The organism is Streptomyces sp. NPDC005784 (assembly GCF_042871525.1).
In the GTDB taxonomy this organism is placed as follows: domain Bacteria; phylum Actinomycetota; class Actinomycetes; order Streptomycetales; family Streptomycetaceae; genus Streptomyces.
Map to the genome: position 1 here is coordinate 70,291 of NZ_JBIAIQ010000025.1, position 15,025 is coordinate 85,315.

At 70.8% G+C, this 15,025-nt stretch carries 14 protein-coding genes; 10 read left to right on the plus strand and 4 right to left on the minus strand.

Going from position 1 to position 15,025, the window contains the following annotated elements; genetic code table 11:
- Window positions 1–21: 21 nt before the first annotated feature.
- Window positions 22–780: an alpha/beta hydrolase gene (locus tag ACFYR3_RS31095; protein ID WP_355838944.1), complete on the minus strand. Its 759-nt coding sequence runs from the start codon at window positions 778–780 to the stop codon at window positions 22–24.
- A 108-nt stretch (window positions 781–888) separates the two neighbouring features.
- Between ACFYR3_RS31095 and ACFYR3_RS31100 the strand changes: the two genes are divergently transcribed.
- From ACFYR3_RS31100 to ACFYR3_RS31110, 3 genes are all read left to right on the plus strand, one after another.
- Window positions 889–1,422 carry a PadR family transcriptional regulator gene (locus ACFYR3_RS31100; protein ID WP_355838942.1) on the plus strand — a complete coding sequence of 178 codons (534 nt, stop codon included), beginning with the start codon at window positions 889–891 and terminating at the stop codon, window positions 1,420–1,422.
- 140 nt (window positions 1,423–1,562) lie between these two features.
- Window positions 1,563–1,850: a hypothetical protein gene (locus tag ACFYR3_RS31105; RefSeq protein WP_355838940.1), complete on the plus strand. Its 288-nt coding sequence runs from the start codon at window positions 1,563–1,565 to the stop codon at window positions 1,848–1,850.
- A 134-nt stretch (window positions 1,851–1,984) separates the two neighbouring features.
- The gene (locus tag ACFYR3_RS31110; RefSeq protein WP_355838938.1) at window positions 1,985–2,833 is read left to right on the plus strand and encodes a hypothetical protein; all 849 of its coding nucleotides are present in this window, start codon (window positions 1,985–1,987) and stop codon (window positions 2,831–2,833) included.
- 127 nt (window positions 2,834–2,960) lie between these two features.
- On the opposite strand, the gene ACFYR3_RS31115 is transcribed toward ACFYR3_RS31110, so the two are convergent.
- On the minus strand, window positions 2,961–3,143 hold the full coding sequence (locus ACFYR3_RS31115; RefSeq protein WP_261703155.1) for a hypothetical protein: 183 nt from the start codon (window positions 3,141–3,143) through the stop codon (window positions 2,961–2,963).
- Between the two features lie 376 nt (window positions 3,144–3,519).
- On the opposite strand from ACFYR3_RS31115, the gene ACFYR3_RS31120 reads away from it, so the two are divergent.
- Window positions 3,520–4,374: a GNAT family N-acetyltransferase gene (locus ACFYR3_RS31120; RefSeq protein ID WP_389285276.1), complete on the plus strand. Its 855-nt coding sequence runs from the start codon at window positions 3,520–3,522 to the stop codon at window positions 4,372–4,374.
- Window positions 4,375–4,591: 217 nt separating this feature from the next.
- Window positions 4,592–5,935 (plus strand): esterase-like activity of phytase family protein, encoded by a 1,344-nt coding sequence (locus ACFYR3_RS31125; RefSeq protein WP_389285277.1) that lies wholly within the window; start codon window positions 4,592–4,594, stop codon window positions 5,933–5,935.
- Window positions 5,936–6,001: 66 nt separating this feature from the next.
- On the opposite strand, the gene ACFYR3_RS31130 is transcribed toward ACFYR3_RS31125, so the two are convergent.
- Both ACFYR3_RS31130 and xylA read right to left on the minus strand, forming a co-directional pair.
- The gene (locus tag ACFYR3_RS31130; RefSeq protein ID WP_389285278.1) at window positions 6,002–6,562 is read right to left on the minus strand and encodes a hypothetical protein; all 561 of its coding nucleotides are present in this window, start codon (window positions 6,560–6,562) and stop codon (window positions 6,002–6,004) included.
- A gap of 604 nt (window positions 6,563–7,166) precedes the next feature.
- The gene (gene xylA, locus ACFYR3_RS31135; RefSeq protein WP_389285279.1) at window positions 7,167–8,333 is read right to left on the minus strand and encodes a xylose isomerase; all 1,167 of its coding nucleotides are present in this window, start codon (window positions 8,331–8,333) and stop codon (window positions 7,167–7,169) included.
- 199 nt (window positions 8,334–8,532) lie between these two features.
- Here xylA and xylB point away from each other — a divergent pair, with 199 nt between their 5' ends.
- The 5 genes from xylB to ACFYR3_RS31160 all read left to right on the plus strand — a co-directional run bounded on the left by xylB (window position 8,533) and on the right by ACFYR3_RS31160 (window position 14,984).
- Window positions 8,533–9,978 (plus strand): xylulokinase, encoded by a 1,446-nt coding sequence (gene xylB, locus ACFYR3_RS31140; protein WP_389285280.1) that lies wholly within the window; start codon window positions 8,533–8,535, stop codon window positions 9,976–9,978.
- Window positions 9,979–10,142: 164 nt separating this feature from the next.
- A complete protein-coding gene (locus ACFYR3_RS31145; protein WP_389285281.1) occupies window positions 10,143–11,351 on the plus strand; it encodes an ROK family protein in 1,209 nt (402 codons plus the stop codon).
- 358 nt (window positions 11,352–11,709) lie between these two features.
- Window positions 11,710–13,194: an APC family permease gene (locus ACFYR3_RS31150; protein ID WP_389285282.1), complete on the plus strand. Its 1,485-nt coding sequence runs from the start codon at window positions 11,710–11,712 to the stop codon at window positions 13,192–13,194.
- Window positions 13,191–14,204 (plus strand): acetamidase/formamidase family protein, encoded by a 1,014-nt coding sequence (locus ACFYR3_RS31155; RefSeq protein WP_355838924.1) that lies wholly within the window; start codon window positions 13,191–13,193, stop codon window positions 14,202–14,204. The genes ACFYR3_RS31150 and ACFYR3_RS31155 overlap by 4 nt, the downstream gene beginning before the upstream one ends.
- Window positions 14,205–14,384: 180 nt before the next feature.
- A complete protein-coding gene (locus ACFYR3_RS31160) occupies window positions 14,385–14,984 on the plus strand; it encodes an N-acetylmuramoyl-L-alanine amidase (protein WP_355838922.1) in 600 nt (199 codons plus the stop codon).
- Window positions 14,985–15,025 lie beyond the last annotated feature (41 nt).

Here is a 15,025-nt window from a genome sequence, read left to right on the forward strand (position 1 = left end):
ACCGGATCCGGTGATCGGCCGTCAGGCCGTACCGGCGACGGCCGCCGCGAAGACGTCGGGGTTGTCGAACATGATGTTGTGTCCGGCGCCCGGCACGGTCACGACGCGCACCCCTGCCGCCTCCAGGCCTTCCGCTCCCGGCAGTTCACCGCTGAGTTCGCCCTGGAGGTAGACACGCTCCACGGTCAGCCCGACGAGCAGCTGACGCATCGTCGGGCCGGTGCCCTGCCCGAGCCCCTTCGCCGTGCGGTGCAGGGCGCGCGGATCGGCAAGGCGCATCGTCGCGGCCCAGGAGGGGCCGACCTTTTCGAGCACGCGCGCGTGACCGCCGTTCTCGACGTAGTCGTCCTCCTCGTAGGAGGCGATGCCACTGCTGCCCGGGGTGGCCGGAGGGTACGGGTCGAGGTTGGCCTCCACGAGGACGAGCCTCGAGACGAGTTCGGGCCGGTGATGGGCCAGCACGATGGCGACAGCGCCGCCCATGCTGTGTGCGACGAGTTCCGCCCCGGTGACCTCAGCGGCGTCCAGGGCGACCGCCAGCGCCGTGGCGTGGTCCTCCAGGGTGTAGCCGAAGTCCGCGGGCCGGTCACTGATGCCGTGGCCGGGCAGGTCGACGAACAGGGTGCGGCGTCCCGCCAGTTCGGGCCGGGCCGCGATATGCGCGTTGTAGACCGTCGAGGCCGACCCCAGACCGTGCACGTACACGCGCGCGGGTCCCGCGCCCGCCGCCTCGGTCCAGCGGATCTCGCTTCCCCTGCCGTCGAACTCGGCCTGCCGCATAGCGCTCTCCCCTGTCGCCGTTCCTTCGTTCCCACTGCCCCAGGAGCATACATCGGTTCCGATGTATGAAAGAAGCGATGTACAACGCTGGTAGGGCAGAATGTGGGCATGCTGGAGCTGGCCATCCTCGGATTTCTGTACGACGCCCCGCTGCACGGCTATGAGCTGCGCAAACGCATCACCGCGCTGACGGGCCATGTGAAGCCGGTGGCGGAGAGCACGCTGTATCCCGCCATCAAGCGGCTGGAGAACGGGCAGCTGCTGGAGCGGGCCACACAGCCAGGCTCGGTGGCCGCCCCGCGTCACGTCCTGACACTCACCGAGGAGGGCAGGCGCGAACTGCGCCGCAGGCTCGCGGACCCGGCGCTGCGGGACATCACGGACGAGAACCGCTGGTTCACGGTGCTCGCCTTCCTGCGGCATCTGCAGGACCCCGAGGCGCAGGCCACCGTGCTGCGCCGCAGGCTGGCCTTCCTGGAGGAACCCGCGAGCTTCTTCTACGACGGCGACCGGCCGCTGCGTGCCGAGGAGCTGGACGACCCCTTCCGACGCGGCATCCTCACCATCGCGCGGGCCACCACCCAGGCCGAACTGACCTGGCTGCGGACCACCCTCGACTCACTCGACGCGGTCGGCCGCTGAGACGGGGCAGAGCTTCACCGGGCCGTCCCTCTTCTGTCGCCGCGACTCCGTCTCTACGTTGAGTAGCAGCAACTGCACGATCAGCGATCACGCAGGGGGATGGTGACCCGATGCCCGGCATATTCGGCAGACTCCGCACGATGGGACGCAGGAAGACGGCCGAACGGCCCGAGGGGCGCCCGCCGGAGACGGCTCGGAAGGAGAGAAAGCGCACATACAACCTCTTCGAGGCGGCCGCGGCGTACGTGTCCGCGTGCGCGGAGGACAACCAGGAGCAGATCGACGAGGCGGCCGCCTGGGTGTCGCCGGAGGCGCTGTCGTTCGGCGTGAACGAGCTGGCCTGCCGGGCCGTCATCGCCCTCGCCCGTGAGCGGGACGAGTCGCCGCAGGCCGTCGCCCGTACCCTGCTCGGACTGCCCGCGGCCTGACCTGGGCGGGCCCGCGCGGGCGTTTCGCCCCTGTCCAGTCGGATAGCTGCAGCTCCGCATGCGTTTCGGGCCCGTGACAAGCGCCTTCCGGTCGCTTAAGGTGCGCCGACAGATGGAGCGATCGGGAGGCTGGAATGGCCGGGACGGACGAAGACGCCGTCGCCACCGGGGACGACGACGCGCTGTACGTGCTGACGGCGGTGTTGCTGACACCGGCGAAGTTCCCCAGCGTGCTCGGCGACGACTACCCGGAGGCCTGCGCGACGCTCGACCTCGCGCCTCTCGCGGAGGGGTACGGGCTGGTGCTCGGCCAGGACAGTGAGGGCGCGCGGTGGACCGTCATCATCGACGACGTCTCCCTGGTCGCCGTCGCCATCGCGTCCTGGGACTGCGGAATGGAGCACGAACTGTCACCGGACGAGCGGACGGTCGTCGCCGCACTGCCCGGCTGGCCCCTCGATGTAGCCGTCTCGGCCCCCGGGGTGCCGGCTCCGCACGATCCGTCGACGGAGCTCACGGACCGACCTCCGCTCAGCCCGCCGGACACCTCCACCTGGGGACCGGCCCAGCGACGCCACGGCGCCGACGAGATCGCGCTCCAGTGGGCGATGTGGCGCGAGCAGATCGACGACAGTGATTTCGCGCCCTCGGACGGTGCCGGGCAGCCATCGGACGACGCCGAGGACTCTCCGGACAAGGATGGCGAGGGCGGGAACCGCGCCGGTGTCCGCCGCGTTCTCGCGGAGGCACGCTCGTACGTGGACACACCGCCCCCACTGGGCCGTGTCCGCTCGTCCTTCGCCACGGGCGACGCTCGTACCCTGCGCGCCGACGGCCCCGGCTGGTCGCTCGTCGCCAGGACCGACGACATCGCGTTCGTCCTGCTCGACGAGGAACCCGGCGAGGTCCTGCCCGTCGGTCGCGGACCGGAGTTGCCCGGCCTCCTGGAGGCCCTGGACAAGATGGCGGTCCGCCCCAGCTGAGTGGCCGCGTCACACGGAATCCCGGTGACGCGGCCTTGATCAGTCCCCCGTGTCAGTTGTGTCGGTCTCTCCGGCCCTCACCGGCCGCGGTGATCGGAGGGGCTCCCGACGGATGGGCGGTCGCTCCTCAGCGGCCGAGCTCCTTGCGGGTGGCACGGCGCAGCCGGCGCCGCTGCGAGGGGTCCAGCGCCAGATACGCGGCCGCCGGAACTCCCAGCACGATCAGGAAGGCGGCCCACCAGGGCAGCCAGATCAACAGAATCAGGCCGACCGCCACACCTCCTGCGGCGATCTTCGCGTTCTTCGACATGTGTCGCCTCCTCCGCGGCTGCTGCCGCTCTCTGTCCTGAGAACGGGTCCCCGTGTCCCACGGTTCCGGACCGCGACCCTGATACGTCCCTGACGCGTGCCCCCTACTCAACCCTGAGAGGCTCTCCGGTCTCGCGCACAGGGCACAGGGCCTGCCGGTAGGAGTCGGCGAGCCCGGTCTCCGCACAGGGAATACCCAACTCCAGACAGGGCGCACGCACCAGGGGTCGAACACCGCGCAGATGACGGTGGCGCAAGCTGGGCATCAAGTGGTGCTCGGCGGATTCCGGACCGGCCTCCGGCGCGCCGCACGAGGTTCCGCGGCCTCGCCCGGCGGAAACCACCCGCGAACCTGTCAGGATGCGAAATCATGAGGCATGCGTTCGGACGACTGGCACCTCACCGAAGACATTGACGACTTTCTCGCCCGATCGGGAGACTTCCTGCGCTCGCGCCCCGTCCTGCACAACACGCCGCTCAGGGTGTTGGAGAAGTGGCGGACCGTCCCGGGCGCGTTCGAACCCGGGGCCGTCCTCTTCGGCCGACTGGAGTCAAAGGGCGAGACCCAGGCGATCTTCTACCGTCCGCCGACCCGCCGTCTGACTCTCACCGCTCTCTCCCCCGAGCAGGCCGACGCCCTCGCCGCCCAGCTTGCGGCCCTCGGACACCGCTTCGCCGGCGTCACCGCGGACCACGACACCGCCACCGCCTTCGCCGAGGCATGGCAGCGGCGCACCGGCGCGACGCCGACACTCCGCGTCCGGATGCATCTGTACCGCCTCGGCACGCTCACCCTGCCGGAGCCGAACCCGGAGGGCCGCGGCCGGATGGTGGGCGAGCAGGACCACGAGCACCTCATGCGCTGGTGCGGTGAGTTCGCCGCGGACGTCGGGGAAACCGTCTCGATCGACGCCGCTTCCTGGGCCGGCACCCGCTTCGCCGAGAAGCGCTATACCTACTGGGAGACCCCGGACGGCACGCCCGTCTCCATGGCGGGCGTGAACCCGATGGTCGCCGGCCAGGTCCGGGTGGATCCCGTCTACACCCCGTCACACCTCCGGGGCCGCGGCTACGCGGCCGCCGTGAGTGCCGAGGTGAGCAGGGCCGCGCTCGCCGCAGGCGCCAGGGAGGTCGTGCTGTTCACGAACGCGGCCAACCCCACGAGCAACGCCCTCTACCAGCGCCTCGGGTACCGCCGGGTCGCCGACTGGGCCCCGTACGACTTCTCGTGAGCCGCGGATCGGACGCGACGGCACGTGTTGGCCCTACCGGAAGGAGTGCGTCCTACGGGGCTCCCAGGCGGCGGTGAAGACCCGTCAACCGGCCTCGCGGCAAACGAGGAAGACCCGATGATTGGTTGACGCACGGCGTTCATCCTCAGGTCGTGAGCTGTTCGACATCGGGGCCAACTCTGGCCGCTGTCAACGAACTTGTGTCTCAGGAGGCCTGATGTCCCCGCATGCCGTCGGCCGGCGCCACGTCCACCGATCCGTCGTCCTGGGCGTACCCCTCGCCGTGCTGGCCGCCTTCGTGGTGGCCGGCACCGCGAGCGCGACCTCCGGACCCGCGCAACCGCACGTGACGCACACCGCGACGCTCGGAGACCTCCCCCTCGGCGCGTTCAGCAACGCGCTGCTGCCCGGCACGGTGGACAACGACCGCGGTGTCGACCTCGGCGGCATCGGCAGCGACATCTACCCGACCGGACGCAAGGGCGAATACTGGACGATCACCGACCGGGGGCCCAACGGCCAGATCAAGGTTGACGGCAAGAAGCGCCGGACGTTCCCGGTCCCGGGCTTCGACCCGGCGATCGTGAAGATCCGGGTGTGCGGCGACACCGTGAAGGTGCTCGACGCGATCCCGATCACCACGTCCTCGGGGAAGCCGGTCACCGGGCTGTCCAACCGGGCGGGACGCGACGAGGCGCCGTACTCCTACGACGCGCAGACCCCGCTCGCGTACAACCCGAACGGCCTGGACACCGAGGGCATCGTGCGGGCGAAGGACGGTTCGTTCTGGCTCGTCGACGAGTACGGCCCGTCGCTGGTCCATGTCTCCGCGCGCGGGAAGGTACTCACGCGCTATGTGCCCAAGGGTCTCAACCTGACCGGCACTGACTACCCGGTCGTCGAGGCGCTGCCCACCGTCCTGCTCCACCGCAAGATCAACCGTGGACTCGAAGGGCTCGCCCAGCTCCCCGACGGTGACCTGGTGATGGCCCTGCAGAGCCCGCTCTCACTGCCGGACGGGGGCGCGGGAGACGCGTCGCGCACCACACGGCTGCTGCGCTTCTCGCCCAAGAAGCGCGCCGTGACCGCCGAGTACGCGTACCGCTTCGACCCGGTGAACGTGGTCGACCCGAGCGAGGACGACACGTCCGAGCTGAAGATCTCCTCCGTGGTGGCCGTCGGCCGCGACCGACTGCTCGTCGAGGAGCGCACCGACAATGCGGCCCGTCTGCAGTCGGTACGGCTCACGCGCGACGCGGACATCCTCGGCGGTCCCTGGGACAGCGACACCACGTCGCCCTCGCTGGAGCAGTTGGACGACCCCGCGTCGGCCGGCGTTCCGGTGCTGACCAAGCGTCTGGTTGTCGACCTTGGCACCGTGGCGGGGGTACCCGGCAAGATCGAGGGCGTCGCACGCGTGGACCACGGCACTCTCGCCCTCATCAACGACAACGACTTCGGGATGACCGACGGGGCGGGCGCCTTCGACGCACAGGGCCGGCTGGTGGACAGCGGCATCGAGACGACGGTCACCTATGTGCGGCTGCCGCACGGGTTCTGATCCCGGACCCCCTCGAACTCGGCACGCGTGCGTGGAAGATGGACAGCGGCCACGCACGCGTGTCGCTCACTTCAGCGGCCCGGTGAGCTTGTGGGTGCCCTTGCCGACGTCCGCGGCCAGGCTGCAGGCGACCTTGTCGATACCGGTCTTGTAGCCACCGGTGTCCGGGTACTGCACGACGGTGTCGCGCACCGTGCCGGCGGCCTGGCCTGCCGCCTTTCGCTCCAGAGGAGCCTTGCACAACGCGGACGCGGCCTTCTTGAGGGCCGCGTCCGTCGTGTAGGTACCGTTGAGTTCGGAGACCTTCACCACTTCGGCGTCGTGGGGTTGGGTGCACCGCCGCTTGGCGGCCTGTCCGGGCAGACTGTCGTCCGTGTCGAAACAATCGCCCTTCCGGAGCATGTAGTACGGCACCTCGTCGTCCGCGAGGGACGGGAACAACGATTGCAGGTCGCTGGGCACCAGCCCGGTGGGCAGGTCCGTGGGGAGCGACGGCACGACACTGGGCAGGCCCGAGGGAAGTGACGGCAGTTCGGACGGAAGACTCAGCGAGGGACTCGGCGACCGCCCGCTGCTCTCGGTGGGGGACTTCTTGTCCTTCCCGCCGCCCGTGGCCGCCACGGCCACGGCGACAATGACGCCGACGCCGACGATCGCGGCGATGACGAGGAGCAGGGTGTTGCGGCGCCGCCCGCCGCGATGACCACCGGGCCCGTCCGGCGGTCCGGGTGGCGGCGGTGGCGGAGGTGGCGGCCATCCCCCGCCGCCCTGCCCGGGAGGCCAATCGCCCCCTTGTGCCGGTGAACCGTACTCCCCAGGGGAAGGGTCGTTGGCCCCCGGAGGAGCGCCATAGCGACCCGGGGGCGGACCGTAACCGCCGGAGGACGGAGGACCATAGCCGCCGGAAGACGGAGGACCGTAACCGCCGGAGGACGGCGGGCCGGACCCACCGGAACGCGGGCCCTGGACATCACCCCCTGGAGGGTGCAGGTCTCCCTGCGACCGTGGAGGCTGAGGCGGTTCGGGCGGCATGGCCATACCGCCAAGAGTCGTCCCGAACCGGTCATCGCGCGACCCTTATGCGGAAGTTGATGCGGACTCATGCCATGGATCGCGTGATTCCGGGATATTCCACGCGAGGATCAGCGGCCGCGGAGGGCGGGCCGGACCCACCGGAAGGCGGGTCCGTGCCCTTGAGAGCGGCCCGATCGTGCCCTTGGGAGCGGCCCGATCAGCCCCGAGCGCCCAGGAGATGCTCCATCGCCAGCTGGTCCAGCTGCTCGAAGGCCATCCCGCGCGCGGCCGCGGCCTCGACGTCGAAGTCCTCGAAGGCAGCACGGTCGGCGAGCAGCGCCGCCAGGCCGTCCTCCGCGGTGGGCTGCGCCAGCTCGTGCAGACGCGAGGCGCGCAGCGCCGCCTGGACCTCGGGATCGGCGCGGAACGCCGCCGCGCGCTCGCGCAGGATCAGGTAGTTGCGCATGCAGCCCTCCGCCGACGCCCAGACGCCGTCGAAGTCCTCGGTCCGCGGCGGCTTGAAGTCGAAGTGCTTCGGACCCGCGTAACCGGCGCTCTCCAGGAGGTCGACCAGCCAGAACGCGGACCGCAGATCGCCGGCTCCGAACCGCAGGTCCTGGTCGTACTTGATGCCGGACTGACCGTTGAGGTCGATGTGGAAGAGCTTGCCCGCCCACAGGGCCTGCGCGATGCCGTGCGCGAAGTTCAGCCCGGCCATCTGCTCGTGACCGACCTCCGGGTTGACGCCGTACATCTCCGGGCGCTCCAGGCGCTCGATGAACGCGAGGGCGTGGCCGACGGTGGGGAGGAGGATGTCGCCGCGGGGCTCGTTCGGCTTGGGCTCGATCGCGAACTTCAGGTCGTAGCCCTGCGAGATCACGTACTCGCCGAGGAGGTCGAAGGCTTCCTTCATGCGGTCGAGGGCGACGCGTACGTCCTTGGCCGCCCCGGACTCCGCTCCCTCCCGGCCGCCCCAGGCGACGTACGTCTCGGCCCCGAGCTCGACCGCGAGGTCGACGTTGCGGATGGTCTTGCGCAGTGCGTAGCGGCGCACGTCGCGGTCGTTCGAGGTGAACGCGCCGTCCTTGAAGACGGGGTGCGTGAACAGGTTGGTGGTGGCCATCGGCACCTTGAGGCCCGTGGCGTCCAGGGTCTGCCTGAACCGCTTGATGTGCGACTCGCGCTCGCTGTCCGAGGACCCGAAGGGGATCAGGTCGTCGTCGTGGAAGGTCACTCCGTAGGCGCCGAGCTCGGCCAGGCGCTGCACCGTCTCGACCGGGTCCAGGGCGCGCCGCGTGGCGTCGCCGAACGGGTCCCTTCCCTGCCAGCCGACGGTCCACAGGCCGAAGGTGAACCTGTCCTCGGGGGTGGGCTGGTAGTTCATGTCGCGGCTCCTTGCTAGCTCCGACTATTTCGTCATGGCGGTTTACAAATTAGTATGCGGACGCGTCTCTGGGAAGAGACGAAGTAGGAAACCCTGGTCACATGGGTCCAGGGACGAAGCGCGGGACCCGGGCCATGACGGTCCGGGCAACCCTGTGACCAGCACAGATCCCGCAGAGCCGCGAAAAAGGGAGAGCCCGATGTCAGCAGCCGAGGGTCCGCTCGTCGTCGGGGTGGACTCGTCCACCCAGTCCACCAAGGCCCTGGTCGTCGACGCCTCGACCGGACAGGTGGTGGCGAGCGGACAGGCGCCGCACACCGTCTCCACCGGTGCGGGCCGCGAGAGCGACCCCCGCCAGTGGTGGGACGCGCTGTGCGAAGCGCTGCGCCAGTGCGGTGACGCCGCGCACGAAGCGGCGGCGGTGTCGATCGGCGGGCAGCAGCACGGGCTCGTGACGCTCGACGCCCGGGGCGAACCCGTACGACCCGCCCTGCTGTGGAACGACGTGCGCTCGGCGCCGCAGGCACGTCGGCTGGTCGAGGAGCTCGGCGGCCCGAAGTCCTGGGCCGAGCGGACCGGCAGCGTGCCCGCCGCGTCCTTCACGGCCACGAAATGGGCCTGGCTGGCCGAGCACGAGCCCGACGCAGTCCGGGCGACGGCGGCGGTCCGGCTGCCCCACGACTACCTCACCGAACGGCTCACCGGGCAGGGCACCACCGACCGCGGCGATGCCTCCGGCACCGGCTGGTGGGCCTCCGGGAGCGAGGCGTACGACGAGGAGGTCCTCGCTCACATCGGTCTCGACCCCGCTCTGCTCCCCCGCGTCGCCCGGCCGGGCGAGGTGGCCGGAACGGTGCACGCCAGGGGTGAGCTGCCGTTCTCCAGGGGCACCCTGGTGGCGGCCGGAACCGGGGACAACGCGGCCGCCGCGCTCGGCCTCGGGCTCCGCCCCGGCACCCCGGTGGTGAGCCTCGGCACCTCGGGCACGGTGTACGCCGTCTCGACGCACCGCCCCACGGACCCGACCGGCACGGTGGCGGGGTTCGCGGACGCGCGCGGCGACTGGCTCCCGCTGGCCTGCACCCTGAACTGCACGCTGGCCGTCGACCGGATCGCCGCGCTGCTCGGCCTCGACCGCGAGGCCGTCGAGCCGGGCGCCTCGGTGACGCTGCTGCCCTATCTGGACGGCGAGCGCACACCGAACCTGCCGCACTCCTCGGGACTGCTGCACGGACTCCGGCACGACACGACGGGCGGGCAGCTGCTCCAGGCCGCGTACGACGGTGCCGTGCACTCACTGCTGGGCGCCCTCGACCTGGTACTGGACGCGGACGCCGACCCCTCGTCGCCCTTGCTGCTGATCGGCGGCGGCGCGCGCGGCAAGGCCTGGCAGCAGACCGTACGCCGGCTCTCGGGCCGACCCGTTCAGGTGCCCGAGGCAAGAGAACTCGTCGCGCTCGGTGCCGCCGCCCAGGCGGCGGGCCTGCTGACGGGTGAGGACCCGGCGGCGGTCGCGAGGCGCTGGGGCACTGCTCGCGGGCCTGTGCTCGACGCCGTGGAGCGGGACGACGAGACGCTCGCGAGGATCACCGGGGTACTCTCCGACGCGGCCCCGCTCCTCGAACGGGAGCCGACCAGAAACTGAGGACCGACCGGGCCCCGGCGTGACCGGCTCTCACGAGTGACGTCCCGCGTGAGCGGTCCCGGCCGGGGCCGCCCGGTGGGAGCCCGCGCAACGCGGGACCGCCCTGTGGGGACCGGCACCGAGAGAGGCCGACGGAACCCGGCCGGAGGAGGATTGACGGAGGCATGACCGCACCGCTGCACGAAGCCCACCCGACCGGTTCCGGCCGACGACTGCCCGACACCCAGCAGGGCATGCGCCGCCGCAACCTCTCCCGGGTCATGCACACCGTCAGCGACGAGGGACCGTTGTCGCGTGCCGCCGTCGCCTCTCACATAGGTCTGACCCGGGCGGCCGTGTCCACCCTGGTCGACGAGCTGATCCGGGCTGGGCTACTCGAAGAACTGGGGCCCGAGCGACCCGGCAGAGTGGGGCGGCCCGGCTCCGCGCTCGCCGTCAGCGGGCACGGCCCCGCCGGGATCGGCGCGGAGGTGGGCGTCGACCATCTCGCGGTGTGCGCGGTCGATCTGCGCGGCGCGGTGCGAGCCCGCGCCGTACGCCATGGCACGAACCGCGGCCGGCCGGCCGGGCCCGTGATCCGGGAGCTGACGGCACTGGTGCGTGAGGTCGTCGCCGAGGCCGACCGGCAAGGGCTGTGGCCCGCGGGCCTCGCCGTCGCCGTCCCCGGGCTCGTGGCACGCGACGCCCGGACCGTGGTCCGAGCCCCGAACCTCGACTGGCACGACACGGACCTCGGTGAGCTGCTGCCCTCCGAGCTGCCGCTGACCGTGGACAACGAGGCGAACTTCGGCGGTCTCGCGGAACTCTGGCTCGGTGACGCCACCCCACGCGACTTTCTGCACGTGTCCGCGGAGATCGGCATCGGTGCCGCGGTACTCGTGGACGGGCGGCTGCTGCGCGGGACCCGCGGCTTCGCGGGCGAATTGGGACATATACCGGTGCGTCCGGAGGGACCGGCGTGCCCGTGCGGCGGACGTGGGTGCCTCGAACAGTACGCCGGCGAGGAGGCCGTTCTGCGCGCCGCCGGTCTCGAACCCGGCGAGGACCGGGTCGGTCTGCTGTCCCGGCGCGCCGCCGAGGGCGATCCGGACGTGCGCCACGCCCTGCGCGACGCTGGAACCGCGCTCGGCATCGCCCTGACCGGGGCGGTCAACCTTCTGGACCCGGAGACGGTCGTGCTGGGCGGGGCCCTCGCCGGTCTCGCACCCTGGCTGCTCCCTTCGCTGGAAGGCGAGTTGGCGCGACGCACGGCCGGCCCCGCCTGCCCGGTGTCCGTCTCCCGACTGGGATCCGAGGGACCGCTGCTCGGTGCGGCGCATTCGGTGGTGCGAGGGGTGCTCGACGACCCTGCGGCGGTGGCCGGACGGGCGTAGGCGGCAGCGGCCGGACGGTCGCGGTCGGCTGACGGCTGACGGCTGACGGCTGACGGCTGACGGCTGACGGCTGACGGCTGGACAGTCACAGACGGCACGCCGTACGCGGCACGCGGCACGCGGCACGCGGCACGCGGCCGGACAGTCGCGGGCAGTGCCCCGACGTCACGCGTCGAGGCTCGCGCATCGCACGTAGGCCGTTCCCCCTCGCGGGTGATCGCCATGTCCACAATCCGCGGGCCGTCCACGGACTCGCGCCTCGCTCTTCCTGCCCAACCGGCAAGCGCCGTACCGTAATTCACGCGAGGCGCAGCCGTCCTGCCGATGGCTGTGTTCCCAGTCGAATCGGGGGGTTCACATGTCGGAGGGGGCGGTTCCGGGGCTGCGGCGTGAGGCGATCGGCCTGCGCGAGGTCCTGTTCCAGAGCATCACGGCCATGGCGCCGGCCGCGGCGGTCGCCGCGTCCATTCCGTCCGGCGCGGCGTTCGCGGGCGGCAGTCTGCCGCTGTCCGTGCTGATCGCCCTGGTGGCCTGCCTGTTCACCGCGTCGTGCGTGGCCGAGCTGGCGCGGGAAATGCCCGCCGCGGGGTCGGTGGCCACCTACACCGCGCAGGGGCTGCATCCGTCCGTCGGATTCCTCGTGGGCTGGGGCTATGCGTTCGTCGAAGCCCTGGTGCCGCCTCTGCTCCTTCTTCAGCTCGGGTTCACCACGGCGGGCACACTGCACCAGGAATGGTCCTCGTATCCGGACGACCTCTGGTGGCCCTGGTCGCTCGCGGGCGCGGCGGTCATCGCGGTGGCGGGATATCTGGGGGTACGTGCCTCGGCCCGTTTCGGAACCGTCCTCGGCATCTTCGAAGTACTGGTCTTCCTCGTCTTCGCGGTGTGGCTGATCGCCAAGGCCGGCGGGCAGAACACGCTGTCGGTGTTCGGGACATCCCACACCGCCACGGGATACGGCGGGATCAGCGGTGTGTTCGCGGGATCGGTGTACACCGTGCTCGCCTTCGCCGGGTTCGAGGCGGCGGCCCCGCTCGCGGAGGAGACCAAGGACCCACGCCGCACGATGCACCGGGCCGTCCTCGGCGCGGCGCTCGCGATCGGCCTCGTCTACGTGCTGACGACATACGCCATGTCGGTGTACTTCGGGCCAGACCGGTTCGCGTCCTTCGGAGCCTCCGGCGCCGCCTCGTGGGAAGGCGTGGCACGCGCTTCGTTCGGACTGTTCTGGGTGCTGGTGTTCCTCGCGGTGGTCAACTCGACGATCGCCAACGCCAACGCGTGCGCCACCGTCTCCACGCGAACGGCCTTCGCCCTGGCTCGGATTCGGATCTTCCCCGCGCTCTTCGCGCACATGCACCCCAGACACCGCTCCCCCGCGGCCGGGGTGGCGGTGCAGTGCGCCGTGGCCGTGGCGGCCGTGCTGGGACTCGGTCTCTCGTACGACCCCGTGACCGCGTTCCTGCTCCTCGCGACAGTGATCGTCACCGTGGTGATCGGCGTGTACATCGTGGTCAATCTCGCCTGTGCGGGCTACTTCCTGCGCCGCAGACGCGAGTTGCTCAAGCCTGTGCGACATCTGGTGTTCCCGGTTCTCGGCATCATCGCGTTCGTCCCCGCGCTGCTGACGGCCGCGGGTCTGCCGGTCTTCGATTTCGTGACCGAGCTGACCCCGCCCGTGTCGTACGCCGGGCCGGTCGTGGGTGTCTGGATGTCGGCCGGTGTCGTGATATTGATCTTCCTGCTGCGCCGCCACCCCGGGCGCATAGCCGAGACCGCCCGTGTCCACCTCGACGAGACCTCCACCCCCGCCCCTTCGCAGAGCGGAGCCGTGCAGCCATGAGCGACCCCCGGATCCTGACCGTGCGCCCGGCGCCGGGCGAGTTCGCCTGGACGTTCGGCGGCGCACCGCCCGTGGCACGCATCGCGCCGGGCACTGTGCTCGATCTCTACACCGAGGACTGCTTCGCCGGACGAGTGCGCTCCGAGAAGGACCTGGTGTCCGAGGTGTGCGAGTTCCCGTTCCTCAATCCGCAGACCGGTCCCTTCCACGTCGAGGGAGCGGAGCCGGGTGACACGGTCGCGGTCCACTTCGTCGCGATCGAGCCGGCCCGTGACTGGGCGGCGTCGACGACGGTCCCCCTCTTCGGCGCCCTGACCTCCACGCACACCACGGCGTCCCTCCAGCCGCCGCTGCCGGAGACCGTGTGGATCTGGCGGCTCGACCGGGAGCGGCGGACCGCGCTGTTCAGCGCACGGGACAGCGACATCCGGATCGAACTGCCGATGGATCCGATGCACGGCACCGTCGGTGTGGCGCCCGCGAACCTGGAGGTGCGTTCCGCCCTGGTGCCCGACGCGCACGGCGGAAACATGGACACGCCGGAGATGCGGGCCGGAGTGACCTGCTACCTCGGGGTGAACGTCGAGGGTGCCCTGCTCAGCCTCGGCGACGGGCACGCACGGCAGGGTGAGGGCGAGACCTGCGGAGTCGCCGTCGAATGCGCGATGAACACGGTGGTGATCGTCGAACTCCTCAAGGGAGTCGCCACCCCCTGGCCTCGCATCGAGTCCGACACTCACATCATTTCGACCGGCTCGGCACGCCCGCTGGAGGACGCCTTCCGGATATCCCAGCTCGACCTTGTGCAGTGGCTGGTGCGCGACTACGGGTTCAGCGAGCTGGACGCGTACCAGTTCGCGACGCAGACGGTCGAGTCTCCCGTCGCGAACGTCTGCGACACCAACTACACGTGCGTCGCCAAGCTGCGCAAGGAATGGCTGCCCCCGCGTGAGACCCATCGCGGACTGCACGCCCGACTGCGTGAGACGGCCGCGTCACTCCGGCACTGATCGCGCGGCCGGCGCGACAGGCCCTTGACCGACACGCCGCTCCCGACACCCGACTCCGGGTTCCCGACTCCCGGCTCTCAATTCCCGTCGCCCAACCGACAAACCACAGCCTCCGCCCTCGCCCTCAGCCCACCGAAACTCAGCCTCAAGCCCCCCCCCACGACGAAAGGCCAACTCTCCATGGAGCGAGCGCGATCGTTCCCGAGCCGGCGGCGGCTGCTCAAGGGCGCAGTCCTCGCGGCCCTCCCCTACGCGTTACTCCCCGACGTCAAGGCGACGGCGCAGGCGGCGGCCGTCGACTATCCGGGCGCCGAGTGGACTCCGGCGACCAGCTCCAACTACACGGCGTCCGATCGCCCCTACACCTACGAGCTGGACTATGTGATCATCCACGTCACACAGGCGACGTACGCCACCACTCTGTCCATCTTCCAGAATCCGCAGAAGAAGGTGTCCGCGCACTACCTCGTACGCTCGGCCGACGGCCATGTCGCCCAGTGCGTGAGAGAGCACGACGTCGCCTGGCACGCGGGCAACTGGGACTACAACACCAGAAGCATCGGCATCGAGCACGAGGGCTGGGTGGACCAACCCGCCTACTTCACCAACGCTCTCTACGAGGAATCGGCCAAGCTCACGGCCGCGATCTGCGACCAGTACGGGATCCCCAAGGACCGCGCCCACATCCTCGGTCACTACGAGGTGCCGGGCACCGATCACACCGATCCCGGGCCGAACTGGGACTGGACGCGCTACATCAGGCTCGTCAACTTCGCCTGACCAGGGGCGGCCTCGCGGTGGCCCGAGCGGGCACGCCGCGA

What these genes read in the sequence shown, in the direction of transcription:
- ACFYR3_RS31095 (WP_355838944.1), bottom strand. Translation starts at nt 780, where the DNA reads ATGCGGCAGGCCGAGTTCGACGGCAGGGGAAGCGAGATCCGCTGGACC.
- ACFYR3_RS31100 (WP_355838942.1), top strand. Translation starts at nt 889, where the DNA reads ATGCTGGAGCTGGCCATCCTCGGATTTCTGTACGACGCCCCGCTGCAC.
- ACFYR3_RS31105 (WP_355838940.1), top strand. Translation starts at nt 1,563, where the DNA reads ATGGGACGCAGGAAGACGGCCGAACGGCCCGAGGGGCGCCCGCCGGAG.
- ACFYR3_RS31110 (WP_355838938.1), top strand. Translation starts at nt 1,985, where the DNA reads ATGGCCGGGACGGACGAAGACGCCGTCGCCACCGGGGACGACGACGCG.
- ACFYR3_RS31115 (WP_261703155.1), bottom strand. Translation starts at nt 3,143, where the DNA reads ATGTCGAAGAACGCGAAGATCGCCGCAGGAGGTGTGGCGGTCGGCCTG.
- ACFYR3_RS31120 (WP_389285276.1), top strand. Translation starts at nt 3,520, where the DNA reads ATGCGTTCGGACGACTGGCACCTCACCGAAGACATTGACGACTTTCTC.
- ACFYR3_RS31125 (WP_389285277.1), top strand. Translation starts at nt 4,592, where the DNA reads ATGTCCCCGCATGCCGTCGGCCGGCGCCACGTCCACCGATCCGTCGTC.
- xylA (WP_389285279.1), bottom strand. Translation starts at nt 8,333, where the DNA reads ATGAACTACCAGCCCACCCCCGAGGACAGGTTCACCTTCGGCCTGTGG.
- xylB (WP_389285280.1), top strand. Translation starts at nt 8,533, where the DNA reads ATGTCAGCAGCCGAGGGTCCGCTCGTCGTCGGGGTGGACTCGTCCACC.
- ACFYR3_RS31145 (WP_389285281.1), top strand. Translation starts at nt 10,143, where the DNA reads ATGACCGCACCGCTGCACGAAGCCCACCCGACCGGTTCCGGCCGACGA.
- ACFYR3_RS31150 (WP_389285282.1), top strand. Translation starts at nt 11,710, where the DNA reads ATGTCGGAGGGGGCGGTTCCGGGGCTGCGGCGTGAGGCGATCGGCCTG.
- ACFYR3_RS31155 (WP_355838924.1), top strand. Translation starts at nt 13,191, where the DNA reads ATGAGCGACCCCCGGATCCTGACCGTGCGCCCGGCGCCGGGCGAGTTC.
- ACFYR3_RS31160 (WP_355838922.1), top strand. Translation starts at nt 14,385, where the DNA reads ATGGAGCGAGCGCGATCGTTCCCGAGCCGGCGGCGGCTGCTCAAGGGC.